Below are 18,979 nucleotides of genomic sequence, written 5' to 3' on the forward strand. Positions count from 1 at the left end.
GGAGCCGTCCGGGCACGGAAAACGGGCGGGGAGACCGCCGTTCAGCGAAACCGTCCGGGCACGGAAAACGGGCAAGTGAACCGCCGTTCAGCGAGACCGTCCGGGCACGGAAAACGGGCGGGTGGACGGCCGTTCGCACCAAGCCGTCCACCCGCCCGTCGAGGGCCCGTCGCCGCTGTCCGGTCAGGACACCACCGCGGGGTCGGGCGCCTGTGACACCTTGCCGGGATTGTCCTCGTCACCCATCACGATGCCGCGCCGCTTGGACACGTACACCGCGCCGACGATGACGACGACGGCCAGCACGGCGACCGCGATCCGGATGCCGAGGTTCTTGTCCGCCCCGTAGGAGAACTTCACCACGGCCGGCGCGATCAGCAGCGCCACCAGGTTCATGACCTTGAGCAACGGGTTGATGGCCGGGCCCGCGGTGTCCTTGAACGGGTCGCCCACCGTGTCCCCGATGACCGTCGCGGCGTGCGCCTCACTGCCCTTGCCGCCGTGGTGGCCGTCCTCGACCAGCTTCTTGGCGTTGTCCCAGGCACCGCCGGAGTTCGCGAGGAACACCGCCATCAGGGTGCCGGTGCCGATCGCGCCCGCCAGGAAGGAACCGAGCGCGCCCACCCCCAGCGAGAACCCCACGGCGATCGGGGTGAGCACCGCCAGCAGCCCCGGGGTGGCCAGCTCGCGCAGCGCGTCCTTGGTGCAGATGTCCACCACACGGCCGTATTCCGGCTTCTCCGTGTAGTCCATGATCCCGGGGTGCTCCCGGAACTGCCGCCGCACCTCGAAGACCACGGCGCCCGCCGACCGGGACACCGCGTTGATGGCCAGCCCCGAGAAGAGGAAGACGACCGAGGCGCCGAGCACCAGGCCCACCAGGTTGTTGGGCTGCGAGATGTCCAGGCTCAGCCCCATGCCACTGGCCGCCTGCCCCACCTCCCGCACGGCGGTGGCGATGGCGTCGCGGTACGAGCCGAAGAGCGCCGCGGCGGCCAGGACGGCGGTCGCGATGGCGATCCCCTTGGTGATGGCCTTGGTGGTGTTCCCCACGGCGTCCAGGTCGGTGAGCACCTGCGCGCCGTCGCCCGTGACGTCCCCGGACATCTCCGCGATGCCCTGCGCGTTGTCGGAGACTGGACCGAAGGTGTCCATGGCCACGATGACGCCGACGGTGGTCAGCAGGCCGGTGCCCGCCAGCGCCACGGCGAACAGCGCGAGCATGACGGACGCCCCGCCCAGCAGGAACGCCCCGTACACGGACAGGCCGATCAGCACGGCCGAGTAGACGGCCGACTCCAGCCCGATGGAGATCCCGGACAGCACCACGGTGGCGGGCCCGGTCAGCGAGGTCTTGCCGATGTCCCTGACGGGCCTGCGGCTGGTCTCGGTGAAGTAGCCGGTCAGCTGCTGGATGAGCGCGGCGAGCACGATGCCGATCGCGACGGCCACCAGTGCCAGCATCCGCGGGTCCCCCTCGTGCCCGAGGATGGCCGGGTCGGTGACGCCCTTCAGGTCCGCGTAGGAGGACGGCAGGTAGGTGAAGACCGCGACGGCGACCAGGACGACCGAGATCCCGGCGGAGATGAAGAACCCGCGGTTGATCGCCGTCATGCCGCTGCGGTCCGAGGCGCGCGGCGCGACGACGAAGATGCCGATCATCGCGGTCAGCACGCCGATGGCCGGCACCAGGAGCGGGAAGGCCAGCCCGGAGTTCCCGAAGGCCGCCGTGCCCAGGATGAGCGCGGCGACCAGGGTCACCGCGTAGGACTCGAACAGGTCGGCCGCCATGCCCGCGCAGTCCCCGACGTTGTCGCCCACGTTGTCCGCGATGGTGGCGGCGTTGCGCGGGTCGTCCTCGGGGATGCCCTGCTCCACCTTGCCGACGAGGTCGGCGCCGACGTCCGCGGCCTTGGTGAAGATGCCGCCGCCGACCCGCATGAACATGGCGATCAGCGCGGCACCGAGCCCGAAGCCCTCCAGCACCTTCGGGGCGTCCACCGTGTAGACGAGCACCACACAGGACGCGCCCAAAAGGCCGAGCCCCACGGTGAACATGCCGACCACGCCGCCCGTACGAAAAGCGATCTTCATGGCCGTGTGCGCGGCGGTTTTCGCTCCGCCCCGCCGACCGGATTCCGCGAGATCGCTTTCACCGGCCCCGGAAACGGCCGCGCGGGCGGCGGCAGCCACCCGAACATTGCTGCGCACCGCCAGCCACATGCCGATATACCCGGTGGCCGCGGAGAATGCGGCGCCGATCAAGAAAAAGACGCTGCGCCCGGCGCGCTGCGTCCAGTTGTCCGCCGGCAGCAGCATGAGCAGGAAGAACACCACGACGGCGAATACGCCGAGCGTGCGCAACTGCCGGGCGAGATAGGCATTGGCTCCTTCCTGCACCGCCGCTGCGATCTTCTTCATGCTGTCGGTACCCTCACCGGCCGCGAGCACTTGCCGCACGAGGACGGCCGCGAGCGCCAGCGCCGCCAACGCCACCACGGCGATCACCAGCACAATGCCGCGGTTGCCGGCCGTCAGCGACGGCTCGGCCAGATGTGAGGGGGTGTCCAGCAACTGAGGGGTGTAAGGCCCCGCCATTCGTCCTCCTTGACGTTTGGCACATGGGCGCGCGGAAGCACGCTCAGGCGTACTGAGCAAAGGTGTGGACGGATTGTAAGGAGCCGCACGAGATCAAAACAGTACGCCCCAATCGGAATTCGCCCGCAACCGCGAAGATCAATAGGCCGAGGTGGCGATAATTCCCTCGGACGAAGGAATGCGCGTAATTCGCTGACGACTCCACCGATGATCTCAGCGTCTTACTGAACACCCCTGCTCACGTGCGTTCCGCGGACATTTCCCGCTTTGCCCGCGCCCCCGCGCACCCGGCCCCGAAACGCCTCACGCGCTCGCGCCACCGGCCCCCGCGACGTCCGGCACCCCGGACACCGCCCGCACCCAACCAAGTACCGAAGGCGGTACGGCAATGCCCGCCCGAACCGCTGGAAAAGTACCGGCACCCGTACGGCCGACGCTCCCACGAACCGCCACCCGCGTAGCCGCCGCGCCGTTCGGCCGAAAGGGTCCCGAGCACCGGTTCCTTATGGCCGGGCGTGTCGCTGGGCCACCCGGGGACGGCCGGGGCAGCACGCGCGTCGCCGGGCCACCCGGGGACGGCCGGGGCAGCACGCGCGTCGCCGGGCCACCCGGGGACGGCCGGGGCAGCGGCAGGCACGCGGACGGGCCCGACGGAGACGCGGCGGCGCCCGAGCACGGCCCCCCCCGAACCGCGAGGCCGCACACCCGCGGTTCCGGCCACGCCTAAAAGAACGACACGACCCAGCCAACTCCGCGCTCCCGGCACTCCCGGCCGACCGCGACGACCAAGCCCCCGCTCCGGGTTACCGAGCCTCCGGGAGCCGGGGATCCCACCGGACCCGCGCCTTCGGAGCCGGCGCCCGATCACCCGCCGCCAAGAGACCCCACACAAAACGAACGCCCGCCCCGGCCGTCAACGGCCGAAGCGGGCGCGGGTCCGCGCGTCCGGCGGGGCCACGACGCAGGTCGGTGACCGCCGCCTGGGGGGCTAGGGGAGAGCCGGCGCGGGTGCCGTCGGCCAGCTCATACGGATGACGCCACCGGTCTCACCGGCCAGCACCTCGAAGTCGTCAACCAGTCCACTGATCACCGCGAGGCCCATCTCGTCGTCACCGTCGAGACCGTCCACGGCCTCCGGCGCGGGCCCCGTGCCGGTGAGCGGCGAGCCGTCACCGTCCGTGGTCCGGGCGCCGGGCACCCGCCCGGCGGGTGCTGCCGCGCCGGAGGGCACCTCGTCACCCACCTCGATGGAGAACTTCTTCTCGTCCTCGATCAGGACGACGCGCACGGGGGCGGTGACCGCGTTGCTGCGGTGCAGGCCCACGGCGCGGGTGCACGCCTCTCCGACGGCGAGTCGCACCTCGTCCAGCACGGCTTCGTCCACGCCCGCCCGCCTCGCCACGGCAGCGGCGACCAGGCGCGCGGTCCGGACGTGCTCCGGAAGCGCACTGAAACGAAGTTCGACGGTGGTCATGCCATCCCCCTCGGTATGCGGGCGTGCAACGCAGGGGGCCGGACGGCCAGGTCCGGGTCCCCCCACTGCTTCCAGCCCCGTGTCTCAGCCACAGGGCACCGGTGGGCCGTCAGTCCGTCGCCGAGACGGCTTCGTCGACCGAGGTGTGAATCGGGAACACCTTGGTCAGTCCGGTGATACGGAAGATCTTCAGGATGCGCTCCTGGTTGCAGACCAGGCGCAGCGAACCCTCATGGGCACGCACCCGCTTGAGCCCGCCCACCAGCACGCCGAGCCCGGTGGAATCGAGGAAGTCGACACGCTCCATGTCGACCACCAGGTGGTAGCTTCCGTCGTTCACAAGCTCGACCAGCTGCTCCCGCAGCTTGGGCGCGGTGTATACATCAATCTCGCCACCGACCTCGACGACCGTACGGTCGCCAACGGTCCGGGTCGACAGGGACAGGTCCACGGATCCTCCAGCACCTTGCTATCGAGCGGTCGCCCCCCATGGATCGGCAGCCGCGATGGCATTCAATCACTTACCAGCAGGCGCGCACGACGCCTTGTCAGCATTGTCCGTCTCACCGGTGACACACTCGGTGTCGATGGCCTCCAATCAGCTCCCGCCGGACGCGCGCGTGCCCCCCTCACCACGTACGGTGTTGAACCGTCTCACCCGAGGGGCGACGCGCGCTACGCGCATCACTCATACGGAGCACTTGCCCCCGCGCATCGGCCGCCATGCGGACTGGCCGGCACGGATCCGCCCGGAAGTGATCGACGCCATCCAAGCCACCGGAATCGAGCACCTGTGGGCCCACCAGGCCCGCACGTCCGAACACGCGCTGGACGGCGAGTCGGTCGTCGTCGCCACCGGCACCGCCTCGGGCAAGTCCCTCGCGTATCTGGCGCCGGTCCTCTCCACCCTCCTGGACGGCTCCGAAGCGCCCAACGGACGGGGTGCCACGGCCCTGTACCTGGCCCCCACCAAGGCGCTCGCCGCCGATCAGCGGCGCGCCGTCCGCGCCCTCGCCGCGCCGCTGGGTACCGCCATACGGGCGGCCGTGTACGACGGCGACACTCCGATGGAGGAACGCGAGTGGGTACGCCAGTACGGCAACTACGTGTTGACGAACCCCGACATGCTGCACACCGGCATCCTCCCCGCCCACGCCCGCTGGTCCTCCTTCCTGCGCGCCCTGCGCTATGTCGTCATCGACGAGTGCCACGCCTACCGGGGCGTCTTCGGCTCGCACGTCGCCCAGGTCATACGCCGCCTGCGCCGCGTCTGCGCGCGCTACGGCTCCGAACCCGTCTTCCTCCTCGCCTCCGCCACCGCCGCCGAACCGGGGACGGCCGCCACCCGCCTGACCGGGGTGCCCGTCGTGGAGATCACCGAGGACACCTCGCCCCGGGGCGAGCTGGTCTTCGCCCTGTGGGAGCCCCCACTCACCGAACTGCACGGCGAGCAGGGCGCCCCGGTGCGCCGCACCGCCACCGCCGAGGCCGCCGACCTGCTGACGGACCTCGTCGTCCAGGACGTGCGCTCGGTGGCGTTCGTCCGCTCGCGCCGGGCCGCCGAACTGATCGCGGTGATCGCCCAGGAACACCTCGCCGACGTCGACCGCTCCCTCCCCTCCCGCGTGGCCGCCTACCGGGGCGGATACCTCCCCGAGGAACGCCGGGCGCTGGAGGGTGCCCTCCACTCCGGTGAACTGCTCGGCCTGGCCGCGACCACCGCCCTGGAGCTGGGCGTGGACGTCTCCGGGCTGGACGCCGTGGTCATCGCCGGCTACCCGGGGACGCGCGCCTCGCTGTGGCAGCAGGCCGGGCGCGCCGGCCGCTCAGGCCAGGGCGCGCTGGCCGTTCTCGTCGCCCGCGACGACCCGCTGGACACCTACCTCGTCCACCACCCCGAAGCCCTCTTCTCCCAGCCGGTGGAGACCACTGTCCTGGACCCCGACAACCCGTACGTCCTCGCGCCCCACCTCTGCGCGGCGGCGGCGGAACTGCCGCTGGTGGAGGACGATTTCGCCCTTTTCGGCCCGGCGGTCGCGGACGTGCTGCCGCAGCTGGAGGCGCGGAAGCTGCTGCGGCGCCGCGCTCGCGCCTGGTACTGGACGCGCCGCGAGCGGGCCGCCGACCTCGCCGACATCCGCGGCCGGGGCGGCGCCCCCGTGCAGGTCGTCGAGTCCGCGACCGGCCGGCTGCTGGGCACCGTGGACGCGGGCGCCGCCCACACCACCGTCCACGAGGGCGCCGTCCACCTCCACCAGGGCCGCACCTATCTGGTGGAGCACCTGGACCTGGAGGACGACGTGGCGCTCGTCCAAGAGGCCAATCCGCCGTACTCCACGACCGCCCGGGACACCACCGCCATCTCCATCCTGGAGACGGACACCGAGATCCCCTGGGGGGACTCGCGGCTGTGCTTCGGGTCCGTCGAGGTCACCAATCAGGTCGTCTCCTTCCTGCGGCGCAAGCTCATCACCGGCGAGGTGCTGGGCGAGACCAAACTCGACCTGCCGCCCCGCACGCTGCGCACGCGGGCCGTGTGGTGGACGGTCACCGAGGACCAGCTCGACGCCGCCCGCGTCAATCCCGAGCAACTGGGCGGCGCCCTGCACGCCGCCGAGCACGCCTCCATCGGGATGCTGCCGCTCTTCGCCACCTGCGACCGCTGGGACATCGGCGGCGTCTCCATCCCGCTGCACCCGGACACCCTCCTGCCCACCGTCTTCGTGTACGACGGCCACCCGGGTGGCGCCGGGTTCGCCGAGCGGGCGTTCCACACCGCCGCGGAGTGGCTGTCCGCCACCCGCCGGGCCATCGCGTCCTGCGAGTGCGAGGCCGGGTGCCCGTCGTGCATCCAGTCACCCAAGTGCGGCAACGGCAACGATCCGCTGCACAAGCGCGGCGCCATCCGCCTGCTGGGCGAACTCCTCAAGGGCGCGCCTGTTTCCGGGAGGTAGTGGTCCCGGTTTCCGGTGGGGTGTCTGCCGGGTGGGGCCGGGGTGGTCGTGGTTTCGGCCGGGGCGGATTCGCCCGGGGCGGGCTTCGCCGGGAGGGTTTCGTTCCCGTCGGACACGGACACGGACGCTGCCTTGGCCGGGGTGGCTTCCACCTCGGTGGGGACGGTCGGGTTTTCGGCGGGGACGGACGCTGCCCTGGCCAAGGCAGCTTCCACCTCGGCAGGGACGGTCGCGGCATCGCCGGGAACGGCGTCGGCCTCCGATGGACCGGCCCGGGAGCGGGCGCGGGCCGTGAAGGGCCCCGCGCGCGCCTCCGTCGCCACATCGGCCACCTCCGAGGCCACCCCGCACCGCGTCAGCCGCACCCCCTGGTCCGCCGCGATCCGGCGCGCCCCGGCGCAGGCGGCCTCCGGGCCGTGCGCGGCCCGGTCCGCGGCGGCCAGCGCCGCCAGATCGGCCGCACCCGCGGCACGGTGGCGGGCCAGCACGGCCTGGCCCACCGCCAGCACCGCCGCGAACACCACGCATGACGCCAGTGCCGCGAACACCGCCCAGACCGTGGCGGAGCCCTCATCGCCCCCGACCGTGGCGGATCCCTCATCGCCCCAGAACGCGGCGGCTCTCTCATCCCCCCACCGTTTCCTCCGCAAGAGCCGTCGCCTCCCCTCTGAGGGTCAGCGCTGCCACGGACGCCCCGGGCGCCGCCACCTCCACCCGTACGCGCACGAGGTCCGCTCGCCGGGTGAGGGCCACCCGCGCGCCGCGCGGAGCGGCGTCCCGCGTCACCGCCAGGGTGGAGCCGGGCGGCTCCCCGCGCGCCGCCGCGCGGGCCCCGGCGCGTGCCGCGTCCACACACTGGATCTGCGCGCAGGCGGCCATCAGGCCCCACAGGAGCACCGCCGTGAACAGCACCAGCGTCGGCGCGACCACCGCTGCCTCAGCGGTCACGAACCCCGCGTCGCGAGCCGGCAGCGGGCCTCTGCGGGAAAGCCCTCTCTCATGCCGGGACATGGAGGGCCTTCTCGATGAGCGATTGCAGCGCCGCGCGGACGGAGCCGCCCGTGACGACCTTGTACAGCACCGCCGCCAGCGCGCAGGCCGCGAGCGTGCCCATGGCGTACTCGGCCGTGGCCATGCCCCGGTCCGCCGCCGTCCGCAACCTCGTGAACCATCGAAGGATCATCGGTCCCTTCTCCTTTCCCGTTCGTTTTGTTTGCCTTTACCTCGTTCGCCTGGCCTCGTTCGCCTGGCCTCGTTCGCCTGGCCCCGTCTTGTGGGTCGGCTTCTCACTCATGTCGTCGGCCTGGCCCGTCTCGCTTGCCGGTTGGCGCTTGTTGCTTGCCGCTTGCCGGTTGGCGCGCGGCCGACTGGCTCGTTCAGCGGCCCTCCAGGCCCAGTCATCGGCTCGCCAGTAGCCCCTCCGCCAGGCCGATCAGTACGGGTGCCAGCCCGACCGTCAGGAAGGCCGGCAGGAAGCACGCCGCGAGAGGGAGCGTGACGAGCACTCCGGCGCGGCGGGCCCGTTGGGTGGCGGCGCGGCCGGACTCGGCGCGGAGTTCGGCGGCGGTGCGGCTGACGCCTTCGGCAGCCGGTGATCCGGATGTCCCGGCCCGTTCCATGCGGCGCGCCAGCCCCTTCGCCCCGGGCACGTCGGCCAATGGCCGCCATGCCGTGGCCGGGTCGCCACCGAGGCGGAGTTCCGCCGCCACCTGGCGGAGTCGTGCTCCGATCGCGCCGTCCAGGGAGCGGCCCACGGCCTCGGCCGACTCCCGTGGTCCGGCACCGGCCGCCAGGCAGGCGGCGAGCAGGTCGGCCGCCGCGGCCAACTCCGCGCGTACGGCTGTCTCGTCGGCGCTTCGGGACGCCGTCGTTCGGGCCCGCCGCTGCCCTTGCCGGACTCCGTAGGCGACGGCGAGTCCGAGGGCGAGGCCGGTCGCGCCACCGATCAGGAGCGTCGTCGCGCAGCCTGCGGTGATCGGCGTAGCCCATGCCCGTACCGTGTGGCCGACGCGCCCCGGCCGGGCGCCACGGCGGCGGCGTAGTGGGGTGATGTCCCGGACAGGGCTGCCTCCAAGGGCCGCCGCCCGGCGCCGGACCGAGCGTCTCGCCCGCATCTCGTGGATGGCCGACAGGACGCACACCACGACCGCGGCCACCGGCACCGCCATCCCCAGCCTGTGGACAACGTCAGCGCTCATCGGCGTTCACCCCGCAGGCCGTGTCCGTACACGGCACGTCATCCGGCTCACCAGGCCAGGCGGCCTCCGCGCCATGCACCGGCCGCCAGAGGCCCGCCGCAACGGAGGACATAGGAGGGGACGAGCCCCCTCCCGTCGGCACGGCCTCCCTCACACCCACCGGCAGCGCCCCCGCCACGATGCGCGCCGTCCACGCCAGTCCGGCCGCCTCCAGCAGCCCCCCGACCACCAGGCACGCCCACCCGGCCGGTGTGTGCAGCAGGATCCGGAGGGGATCGGCGCCCAGGGCGCTGCCCAGCAGGAGGCCGCCGACCGGGAGCAGGGCGAGCATCAGTGCCGTGGCCCGGGGGCCCGCCAATTGGGCGCGCAGCTCGTCCTGTTGGTCGCGCTGGGCGCGCAGGCCGGAGGCGACGCGTTCGAGGCCGGAGGCCAGCCCGGCGCCGCCCTCCACCGCAACCTGCCAGCAAGCGGCGACACCCGCGAGCCCTTCCGCGCCCGGCAGCCGGGCCGCCGCGCGCAGCGCCCGGGGGACGTCCCCGCCGAACCGCGCCGCCGCCAGCACGGCGGCCCCCGCCTCCCCGAACCCCGACGTCACCCCGGCCCCGAGCGCCTGGCCCGGCAGCCGCCCGGCCCGCAGCTCGCCCGCCACCGCGTCGCACAGCTCGATGACGGCCCCGGCCACCCGCTCTCGGCCCCGCTCACGCTCCCGTACGCGCAAGCGCCGCCACGCCCACACCATGGCCGCCGCCCCGAAGACCACCGGCAGCACCGACCGCCCCACAAGCCCGATCCCAGCCCCGAGGACCAGCGGCAGACCCCACAGCCACCGCCCCGCCCCGGCGCCCCGCAACTCCCCGGCCCACGCGCGGGCCCGGCGCCACCACGGCGGCCACCCCGCCCCCAACGGCCCCGGCGCCCCGGGTGGTGTCCCCGCCTCGCCGCCCGCGAGGAGCAGGCGGGCCCGCCGGGTCCCTCCGTCGCCGCCCCCGAGCAGCCACACCGCCGCGCCCGCGCACAGCACCGCCGCCCACACCGGCAGGCTCCCGAGTGGCACTCCGCCGCTCATCCGGCACCGCCTCCCCGCTCGCACAGCCGCGCCAACCGGTCCCAGCCGTCCGCTTTGCGGAACCCGTCCGGGCCCCACACCACGGCCGGTACCGTCATCACGAAGCCGTCCCGGTCCCGGTCCAGCACGTCCAGTTGGGCGAGCCGCCGCCGGCCGTTCCGTGCGCGTACGAGGTGCAGCACCACCGACAGCCCCGCCGCCAACTGGCTGTGCAGTGCGGCCCGATCGAGCCCGGCCGTCGAGCCCAGCGCCTCCAGGCGGGCCGGGACGTCGCCCGCGGCGTTGGCATGGACAGTGCCGCAACCGCCCTCGTGGCCCGTATTCAGCGCGGCCAGCAGGTCCGTGACCTCGGGGCCGCGCACCTCGCCCACCACCAGCCGGTCGGGCCGCATCCGCAGTGCCTGCCGCACCAGGTCCCGGAGGGTGACCAGCCCCGTTCCCTCCTGGTTCGGCGGCCGGGCCTCCAGCCGCACCACGTGGGGGTGGTCCGGCCTCAGCTCCGTCGAGTCCTCGGCCAGGACGATCCGTTCGCCGGGGCCGACCAGCCCCAGCAAGGTGTTCAGGAGCGTGGTCTTGCCCGTGCCCGCGCCCCCGCTGATCAGGAACGACAACCGGGCGTCGACGATGGTGCGCAGCAGCCCCTCCCCACCCGGAGGGAGCGTCCCGGCCGCCGACAGTTCGGCGAGGGTGAAGGCGCGCGGGCGCGAGACCCGCAGTGACAGGCACGTCCCGCCGACCGCCACCGGCGGCAGCACCGCGTGCAGGCGCGTGCCGTCCGGCAGCCGGCCGTCCACCCAGGGGCGGGCATCATCCAGCCGGCGGCCCGCCACCATGGCCAGTCGCCGCGCCAGCCGGCGCACGGCCGCCTCGTCCGGGAAGCGGACGGCCGTGCGTTCCAGCCCTCCGCCCCGGTCCACCCAGACCTCGTCGGGCGCCGTGACCAGCACGTCCGTCACGTCCGGCGCCGTCAGCAGCGGCTCCAGCGGGCCGCTGCCGATCATCTCCGAGCGCAGCGCGGCCACCACCCGCAGCACCTCCGCGTCACCGAGCAGGCGCCCTTCCTGCCGCAGGGCCACGGCGACGCGTGCGGGGGTCGGTTCCATCCCCGTACGGGCGAGCCGCCTGCGTACGGCGTCCAGGAGGGCCGGGCCCATGCCCTCGGCCATCACAGGGCACCCCCTTTGCCGCTTCCGGGAGGCGGTGCGCTTCCCATGGGCAGGACGCGCTCCCAGAAGGCCGTGCAGAACCGGGCCAGGGGCCCCCGCGCGCTCGCCCCGGGCGGCGCGCCGCCCGCCGACGCGTCCGGCAGGCCGTGCTCCCAGGGCAGTTCACCGGCCAGCGGGAGGCGCAGCAGGCGGGCGATCTCCTCGTCCGTCAGCGTGGCGCCGGGACCGGCGCGCGCCACCACCCGCAGGTCGTGCAGCGCCATGTGGACGCCCGAGGCCACCCGCCGCGCCGCCGCGACGGCCCGCAGTTCGGCGGGCACGACCAGCAGGCCCAGATCGGTCTGGGCGAGCGCCTCCACCACCGCCTCGTCCACCCGGCGCGGCAAGTCCACCACCACGACCCCGCCGCGTCGGCGCGCCGCCGCCAGGACGGCGCGCATGGCGGGTGCCGGGATCGTCACCGCGTCGCCCCGGTCCCAGCTGAGCACCCTCAAGGAGTGCAGGCACGGCAGCGCCTCGGCCAGGGCGCCACCGGCCACCCGCCCCCGCGACTCGGCGAAGGCGGGCCAGCGCAGGCCCTTCTCCTTCTCGCCGCCCAGGAGGACGTCCAGCCCGCCACCCAGGGGGTCGGCGTCGACCAGCATCGTCCGCCGTCCCGTGCGGGCCGCCACGAGGGCCAGGGCGCAGGCGAGCGTGCTGGCCCCGGCGCCGCCCCGGCCGCCGATCACGCCCACCGTGACGGCCGCGGGGCCGCTTCCCTCGGCCGCGTCGGCGATCCGGTCGACGAGCCAGCTCTCGCCGTCCGGGAGCACCACCACCTGGTCCGCCCCGATGCCCACGGCCAGTTGCCACACCCGCGCGTCGTCGGCGTCCCGCCCGATGAGCACCACGCCCGGCCGCCGGACGACCCCGCACAGCCGGGCCGCGCAGTCGGAGCCGACGAGCACCAGAGGGGCGGCCGTCCACCCGTCCCGCCGGACCGGCGCGCCGTGCGCGACCTCGGGCGTCGCACCGGCGGCCGCGCAGAGTTTCAGAAGGTCGTCGAGAAGTTCTTCGTCCTCGGTGATGACGAGCGGTCCGCCGCGTTCCGCGTCTTCTCCGGATGACCGGTCGGATGTCTTCGTTCCGGACACGTTCCGTCCCCCTATCGCTACACAACTCACACATCCGCGGAACTCCGCGGACTTTCACCGTGCGGCGATCCGGAAAATCCCGTGGATCTTGGTCCAAAACTGGGGACAACTCGCGGCTTGTGAATATCTCCGTCACCTATCCCGGTGAACGGGTACCGACTCCCTTAGAGCAGCGAATCGGCTACCGACCGTGACGAACGGCGGCGACAGCGAGCCTGCGCCGAAGGCGGCGATCAAGAGGCGTGGAAACCGGTCCGGAGCGCTGAAAATGCGTCCGGACATGCGACGACCCCCGCCGGGGGGGAGAGCGGGGGTCGTCCCCACGGCCGACTCGGGGGGGGAGGAGTCGGGCCGGGTTAGCACGGTCGCGAACGATCCGTGACTTCCATGGTGTACCCGAGAGCCTTCTCAGGCAAACCCACGCGCCACACCTTACGCCGAATGGTGGGCGCCTATGCTCGGCTCGTGGAAAACCGTAACGGACCCCACTCGTCGCCACACTCGACCGCGCGCGCGGCTGCCTTCTTCGACCTGGACAAGACGGTCATTGCCAAGTCGAGCACCCTGGCCTTCAGTAAGTCGTTCTACCAAGGCGGCTTGATCAATCGACGCGCCGTGCTGCGTACCGCGTACGCCCAGTTCGTCTTCCTCGCGGGCGGCGCGGACCACGACCAGATGGAGCGGATGCGCGAGTACCTGTCCTCGCTCTGCCGGGGCTGGGACGTAGCCCAGGTCAGGGAAATCGTCGCCGAGGCGCTGCACGAGCTCATCGATCCGATCATCTACGACGAGGCGGCGTCCCTCATCGAGGACCACCACGCCGCCGGGCGCGACGTGGTGATCGTCTCCACCTCGGGGGCCGAGGTCGTCGAGCCGATCGGCGCGCTGCTCGGCGCCGACCGGGTCGTCGCCACCCGGATGGTCGTCGGCCCCGACGGCCGGTTCACCGGCGAGGTCGAGTACTACGCGTACGGGCCGACCAAGGCGGAGGCCATAAGGGAGCTCGCCGCCAGCGAGGGCTATGACCTGGACCGTTGCTACGCCTACAGCGATTCCGCCACCGACGTCCCGATGCTCGAATCGGTCGGCCACCCGTTCGCCGTCAACCCCGACCGCGCCCTGCGGAAGGAGGCCGCCGCCCGCGACTGGCCCGTGCTGTCCTTCAGCCGCCCGGTGCGGCTCCGGCAGCGGCTGCCCTCGCTGTCCATGCCGTCCCTCTCCCTGCCGTCCCGTACCGCGCTGGCCACCGCCGCCGCCGTGGGCGCCGCCGCCACCGCCGGTCTCATCTGGTACGCCAGCCGGCGCCGCCCGCCCTATGGCCGGGTGGCCGGAACCGACCGGGTGGCCCGGGCCTGAACGGCGGCGCCGGCCTCCCCGGAGGCCGGCGCGAACGCATTCCCCATAGGCCGCCCGGTGATCTGCGGCCAGGGGTTCCGCTTACCCCGCATCAGGAGTACAAAGGAATTAACGGCCCGCGAGACCAAGGACATCCGAGAGGATCACCTTCAGCGCAACAAGGCCCCACGGACCGAAGCATGAATGCCGGGCACCCACGCGACGCCGACCCGTCGATTACGGGCCAGCCGACCAAGTGGCGGACAAAGTTCTCCGACCTGATCGGCACTACGGAGCACGCCTGGTAACCCGGCGGACATGCCAGCGGCGGTACCAGTGGAGACGGGTGCCGCCGCACCTTTTCGCCCGGATTCGCGGGCATCTCTTCAGGCCGGTCGCCAATGGACGCGTGAGCGGTGCGTTCGTCCGGACGAGCACTTCCCGCACGTACCGGATCGCGCACCGATCTTTTTATTTGCTTCCGGCTCCTAATGGGGCGGCGTCACCGCGTAAATGGTTTATCGCTGGAATATTGCCGGGGGAATCTACCCGCCATCGGAGCGCGAATTTTCGCCACCGTCGCGCCGGGCCCCACGGAAATTCCGGAGGCCGGAACTCCGGTTGCGGACGGAGCGGAGCCCGGCGCCGGACCATGGCCGGAGCGACGCGGAACGCTGTCCGCCAAAGCACGGAACGACGACCACCGGGGCCCGGAACGCCATCCCACACGGCGCGGCACAAACGATCCCGCGCCGCCCACCACGCCCGCCTTCAGCCGCCGAATCGTGCCCCCGTCCCGGAATTCAGGCCGCGCCCCGCTGCAACGCCTCGCACACGGCCGTGCTCTCCCGCACCCCCAGCTCCACGGCGCGCCCGCAGTGCGCGATCCAGGCCGCCATCCCCTCAGGCGTCCCGGAAACGTAGCCGTCGAGGGCGGCCAGGTAGGCGTCCCGGCCCAGTTCCGCGTGGCCGACCTCGGCCGGGCAGATGGACTTCGGGTCCAGCCCGCTGCCGACCAGCACGATCCGTTCCGCCGTGCGCGCCACCAGCCCGTTGTACGAGCCGAACGGACGCAGCGCCAGCAGTTCGCCGTGCACGACGGCGGCCACCACCAGCGCCGGCGCCCGCGTGCCCGCCAGGAGCAGCCGCGCCAGCCCGTCCAGCCGGCCGGCCACCTCGTCCGCGTCCGGCAGCGCCAGGCCCACCAGCGGCTCGTCCACGGCCTCGCCGGCCAGCCGCGGCCGGCCCACCGACTCCTCGGGCACCCCGCTCCCGCCCGCGGCCACCAGGTGCAGCCGCGCCAGGACCCGCAGCGGCGACTGCCGCCAGACGCCGAGCAGCTGCCCGGCCTCCGCGGTCAGCCGGAGCGCCGCGCCGACCGTCCGCGGCTCGCCCTCGACGCCGAAGTCGGTGCGCCGCCGGACCTCTTCGAGCGCCCAGTCGGCCCCGCCGAGCGCCGCGGAGCCGCGGGCGCCGCGCAGCGCCGCCTCCGAGGTGACCTCGGTGCTGCGGCGCCGCATGATCCGGTGCCCGTAGACCCGGTCGACGTTCTTGCGCACGGAGTCCACCGCTTCGGCGACTCCGGGGAGCGCGGCCAGAGGGGCGAGCGGATCGGCTGTCGTACTCATGAGTACGACCCTACGCACCCTCAGGGCGGACCCCTCGAAGGAGTGGTCTTCCTCACGCCGAATCGTCACTTGGCGCGCATGTACGACTACCGTTGGTGAACATGAAGATCGCTTTCGTAGGCAAGGGCGGCAGTGGCAAGACCACGCTGTCCTCCCTGTTCATCCGCCATCTCGCCGCCGCCCGCGTCCCCGTCGTCGCGGTGGACGCCGACATCAACCAGCACCTGGGAGTCGCGCTGGGGCTGAACGAGGCGCAGGCCGCGGCGCTGCCCCCGATGGGCTCCCAACTGCCCCTCATCAAGGACTACCTGCGCGGCAGCAACCCGCGCATCACCTCCGCCGAAGCCATGATCAAGACGACGCCGCCGGGCGAGGGGTCGCGGCTGCTGCGCGTGGGCGGCGTCAACCCGGTGTACGACGCCTGCGCCCGCCCCGTACGGCTCGACGACGCGACCGTCCGCCTCATGGCGACCGGTCCGTTCACCGCCTCGGACCTCGGTGTGGCCTGCTACCACTCCAAGGTCGGGGCGGTGGAGCTGTGCCTCAACCACCTGGTGGACGGCCGTGAGGAGTACGTCGTCGTCGACATGACGGCGGGTTCGGACTCCTTCGCCTCCGGGATGTTCACCCGTTTCGACATGACGTTCCTGGTGGCCGAGCCGACCCGCAAGGGCGTGGCCGTCTACCGCCAGTACAAGGAATACGCGCGGGACTACGGCGTCGCCCTGAAGGTCGTCGGCAACAAGGTGCAGGGCCCGGACGACCTCGCCTTTCTGCGGGCCGAAGCGGGAGCGGACCTCCTGGTGAGCGTCGAGCACTCCGACTGGGTACGGGCGCGGGAGAAGGGCCGGACGCCGCGCTTCGAGGACCTGGAGGAGCCCAACCGGCGGGCGCTGCGGACGCTACACGAGGCCGCGGACGCCACATACGAGCGGCGCGACTGGGAGCGCTACACGCGCCAGATGGTGCACTTCCACCTGAAGAACGCCGAGAGCTGGGCGAACGCGCGGACCGGGACCGACCTGGCGGCCCAGGTCGATCCCTCCTTCGTCCTCGGGGAGGACGTGGCCACCGTGCTCGATGAGGACGTGGCCACCGTGCTCGGTGAGGACGTGGCTACTCCGCAGCCTGCCTGACGGGCTTCGCCGGGGCGGGCCCCGAGGGCGCGGCCGGGGGCGTGAGATAGCGCTCCCAGCCGCCCTTCGGGGCCTCCCCCACGTCCAGCTTCCGCAGTTTCGCCAGCACCGACGGGTCCTGCGCGTCCAGCCAGTCGGCCAGTTGCCGGAAGGTCACGCAGCGCACGCCCTCCCGAGGGCAGACGTTCTTGATGGTGTCCTCCACGGCGCGCATGTACGTGCCCCCGTTCCAGGACTCGAAGTGGTTGCCGATGACGAGCGGCGCGCGGTTCCCCTTGTAGGCCCGGTCGAAGGCGGCGCGCAGGCCGTCGCGCATCTGCCGCCCCCAGGCGGCGTGCATCGCCGGGTCGCCCTTGGTGGTGCCCGACTGGTTGGCCAGGAAGTTGTAGTCCATCGAGAGCGTCTCGAAGGCGCGCCCGGGGACCGGGATCGTCTGGAGCGAGAGGTCCCAGAGGCCCTGGACCCGCCGGGGCCACACCTGGCGGGCGACGGAGCTGGAGTCGTAGCGGAAGCCCATCTCCTTGGCGGCGGGCAGGAGGTTGCGCCGGCCCTCCAGGCACGGGGTGCGCCCGCCGATCAGTTCCTTGCCGTAGTCGAAGGGCAGCGGCTGCTCGCCGCGCAGGCCGGCGTTGGTCTTCCAGTTCTTGACGAAGGAGACCGCCTGCCGGATCTCGCTCTTCCACTCCTCGGGCGACCAGGTGCCCACGCCGCCGTTCGGGCCGCAGAAGTGGCCGTTGAAGTGCGTGCCGATCTCGTTGCCCTCGCGCCAGGCACCGCGGACCTGGTCCACGGTGTCTTTGATGCCCTTGATGTCATTGAAACCGATGTCGGACGCGCCCGGCGGGTGCTGGGGCGGGTCGTAGACGTCCTTCTTGGCGCCCGGGAGCATGTAGACGCCGCTGAGGAAGTACGTCATCTTCGCGTGGTACTTCCGGCCGACCGCGCGGAAGTGGGAGAAGAGGCGCTGGCTGTCCTCGCCCGCGCCGTCCCAGGAGAAGACCACGAACTGGGGTGGACGTTCGCCGGGTCTGAGCCGTGCGGCCCGGGGCTGAAGGGGCTGTGCGCCCGTGTACGCCGTGGAGCCGTCGCCGATGAGCCGTACGGGCGCGGCGGCCTTCGGTTCCACCGGGTGCCGTTTCGGGGCGGGTTCCTCGTCCTTCGTGCCCGCCGCGCAGCCGCTGACGGCCGCCAGCGCGGCCGCCGCGACGATGCCCGTCATGACCTTCCACTCGGCTGTCATCAGCCACCTCGTTCCTTGATCCGCGCACACCCCGAAGAGGGATAAAACAGATAAATCGGACTTCCAACATCGCATGCGGCAGAAAAAGGCATATGAAAGACAAGCGCCTTCACCGCTCATTCACTCGAAGGGCGGAACAAGTGCGCCAAACGCAGGAACGGTCTTCTCTCGGGCTTTACGTGTCATTACGATTCGTTTACCGACGCTTGAGAGTCACCGAGCGGTCACACCCCGCGACATCCGCCGACCGCCTCACGACTCGCCGCAGTACACCGCCGCCCCTCGGCCGAGCTCCGCGCCCGGCCGCGTCGCCCCGGAGGAGACGGGAATGCCGTCGTTCAGGAAGTCACGCAAGAAGACGGCCCCACCGGGCCGAACGGCCGGGGCCCCGCCCGCGCCTCCGGCACCGGCGCCGCCCGGGGCGGCTCCCGGAGCCGCGGCGCCTTCGCCGTCCGGGGTGGCTGGTGCGTCCGGTGCGTCCGGCGCGTCCGGCGCGTCCGGCGCGTCCGGCGCGTCCGGCGAGCCTCCCCCGGCCGAGGCGGCCCGCCCGGATGTCGTCATCCGCATGCCCGGGTCGTCCGAGGTCGACGGGCCGCTCATGGCGCTGTCCTCCGGTGCCGACGGGCCGCTCGTGCCGCTGCCGTCCGAGGCCGACGGGCTGCTCGTAGCCCCGCCGTCCGCAGCCGTGGCGCCGACGCCCCAGGTCGAAGAGCCGCCGGCGGCACTGTTCCCCGAGGTCGACGAGCCATCGGCCGTGTCATCGCCCGGCGCCCAAAGGCCACCCGCCACGCCGCCCTCCGACGCCGTATGGCCACCCGCCACGCCGGGGGCTTCGCCCGACACGTCCCGACCCCACGGGCCCTCGCGCACGCACGGGCCGCCAGATGGCGCCATCTCCGGGACACCCGCCCCGGCGGACCGCTCCCCGCGCCGACCACCCCGGCCTGCCGCCCGGCGCTTCAGGGCGGCCCCTTCGCCGCTCGCCCTCCTGATCGCCGTACCGCTCTCCCTGGCCCTGGCCCTGACCGCCGGAGCGCTGCTGGGCACCGGC

Annotated in this window: 15 protein-coding genes and 1 pseudogene; 3 read left to right on the top strand and 13 right to left on the bottom strand. The window is 72.8% G+C overall.

Annotated elements, in window-relative coordinates; all coding sequences use genetic code 11:
• Positions 1-183: 183 nt before the first annotated feature.
• From ABZX96_RS06825 to bldG, 3 genes are all read right to left on the bottom strand, one after another.
• Complete coding sequence (locus ABZX96_RS06825) at positions 184-2,598, bottom strand: sodium-translocating pyrophosphatase (RefSeq protein WP_355539005.1); 2,415 nt, start codon at positions 2,596-2,598, stop codon at positions 184-186.
• 988 nt (positions 2,599-3,586) lie between these two features.
• Entirely contained in the window at positions 3,587-4,072 is a 486-nt protein-coding gene (locus ABZX96_RS06830; protein ID WP_355539008.1) for an ATP-binding protein, read from the bottom strand.
• Positions 4,073-4,181: 109 nt separating this feature from the next.
• Complete coding sequence (gene bldG, locus ABZX96_RS06835) at positions 4,182-4,523, bottom strand: anti-sigma factor antagonist BldG (protein WP_046926810.1); 342 nt, start codon at positions 4,521-4,523, stop codon at positions 4,182-4,184.
• A 55-nt stretch (positions 4,524-4,578) separates the two neighbouring features.
• Between bldG and ABZX96_RS06840 the strand changes: the two genes are divergently transcribed.
• On the top strand, positions 4,579-7,026 hold the full coding sequence (locus tag ABZX96_RS06840; RefSeq protein ID WP_355539012.1) for a DEAD/DEAH box helicase: 2,448 nt from the start codon (positions 4,579-4,581) through the stop codon (positions 7,024-7,026).
• Between the two features lie 323 nt (positions 7,027-7,349).
• Here the strand turns inward: ABZX96_RS06840 and ABZX96_RS06845 are convergent.
• The 7 genes and pseudogenes from ABZX96_RS06845 to ssd form a co-directional block, all read right to left on the bottom strand.
• A pseudogene (locus tag ABZX96_RS06845) lies at positions 7,350-7,574 on the bottom strand (Rv3654c family TadE-like protein); the annotation flags it as partial.
• Positions 7,575-7,650: 76 nt separating this feature from the next.
• Positions 7,651-8,037, bottom strand: a complete 387-nt coding sequence (locus ABZX96_RS06850) for a TadE family type IV pilus minor pilin (protein WP_355539015.1) — start codon at positions 8,035-8,037, stop codon at positions 7,651-7,653.
• Positions 8,024-8,209: a DUF4244 domain-containing protein gene (locus ABZX96_RS06855; protein WP_355539018.1), complete on the bottom strand. Its 186-nt coding sequence runs from the start codon at positions 8,207-8,209 to the stop codon at positions 8,024-8,026. The genes ABZX96_RS06850 and ABZX96_RS06855 overlap by 14 nt, the downstream gene beginning before the upstream one ends.
• Before the next feature lie 214 nt (positions 8,210-8,423).
• Positions 8,424-9,224, bottom strand: a complete 801-nt coding sequence (locus ABZX96_RS06860) for a type II secretion system F family protein (protein WP_355539021.1) — start codon at positions 9,222-9,224, stop codon at positions 8,424-8,426.
• Positions 9,214-10,278 carry a type II secretion system F family protein gene (locus ABZX96_RS06865; protein ID WP_355539024.1) on the bottom strand — a complete coding sequence of 355 codons (1,065 nt, stop codon included), beginning with the start codon at positions 10,276-10,278 and terminating at the stop codon, positions 9,214-9,216. Before ABZX96_RS06865 ends, ABZX96_RS06860 begins: the two co-directional genes overlap by 11 nt.
• Before the next feature lie 8 nt (positions 10,279-10,286).
• Complete coding sequence (locus tag ABZX96_RS06870) at positions 10,287-11,444, bottom strand: TadA family conjugal transfer-associated ATPase (protein ID WP_355539143.1); 1,158 nt, start codon at positions 11,442-11,444, stop codon at positions 10,287-10,289.
• A gap of 11 nt (positions 11,445-11,455) precedes the next feature.
• Complete coding sequence (gene ssd, locus ABZX96_RS06875) at positions 11,456-12,589, bottom strand: septum site-determining protein Ssd (RefSeq protein WP_355539027.1); 1,134 nt, start codon at positions 12,587-12,589, stop codon at positions 11,456-11,458.
• Positions 12,590-13,030: 441 nt separating this feature from the next.
• Here ssd and ABZX96_RS06880 point away from each other — a divergent pair, with 441 nt between their 5' ends.
• The gene (locus ABZX96_RS06880; RefSeq protein WP_355539030.1) at positions 13,031-13,945 is read left to right on the top strand and encodes an HAD-IB family hydrolase; all 915 of its coding nucleotides are present in this window, start codon (positions 13,031-13,033) and stop codon (positions 13,943-13,945) included.
• 782 nt (positions 13,946-14,727) lie between these two features.
• Here the strand turns inward: ABZX96_RS06880 and ABZX96_RS06885 are convergent.
• Positions 14,728-15,552, bottom strand: coding sequence for an oxidoreductase (locus ABZX96_RS06885; RefSeq protein ID WP_355539033.1), 825 nt, complete (start codon positions 15,550-15,552; stop codon positions 14,728-14,730).
• A 101-nt stretch (positions 15,553-15,653) separates the two neighbouring features.
• Here ABZX96_RS06885 and ABZX96_RS06890 point away from each other — a divergent pair, with 101 nt between their 5' ends.
• Entirely contained in the window at positions 15,654-16,688 is a 1,035-nt protein-coding gene (locus ABZX96_RS06890; protein WP_355539036.1) for an ATP-binding protein, read from the top strand.
• On the opposite strand, the gene ABZX96_RS06895 is transcribed toward ABZX96_RS06890, so the two are convergent.
• Both ABZX96_RS06895 and ABZX96_RS06900 read right to left on the bottom strand, forming a co-directional pair.
• Positions 16,669-17,928 carry a hypothetical protein gene (locus ABZX96_RS06895; protein WP_355539039.1) on the bottom strand — a complete coding sequence of 420 codons (1,260 nt, stop codon included), beginning with the start codon at positions 17,926-17,928 and terminating at the stop codon, positions 16,669-16,671. The two genes, ABZX96_RS06890 and ABZX96_RS06895, sit on opposite strands and share 20 nt — an antisense overlap.
• Before the next feature lie 252 nt (positions 17,929-18,180).
• A complete protein-coding gene (locus ABZX96_RS06900) occupies positions 18,181-18,528 on the bottom strand; it encodes a hypothetical protein (protein ID WP_355539042.1) in 348 nt (115 codons plus the stop codon).
• Between the last annotated feature and the right edge of the window lie 451 nt (positions 18,529-18,979).

The sequence above is a fragment of the Streptomyces sp. NPDC003077 genome, assembly GCF_040611095.1.
Classification (GTDB): domain Bacteria; phylum Actinomycetota; class Actinomycetes; order Streptomycetales; family Streptomycetaceae; genus Streptomyces.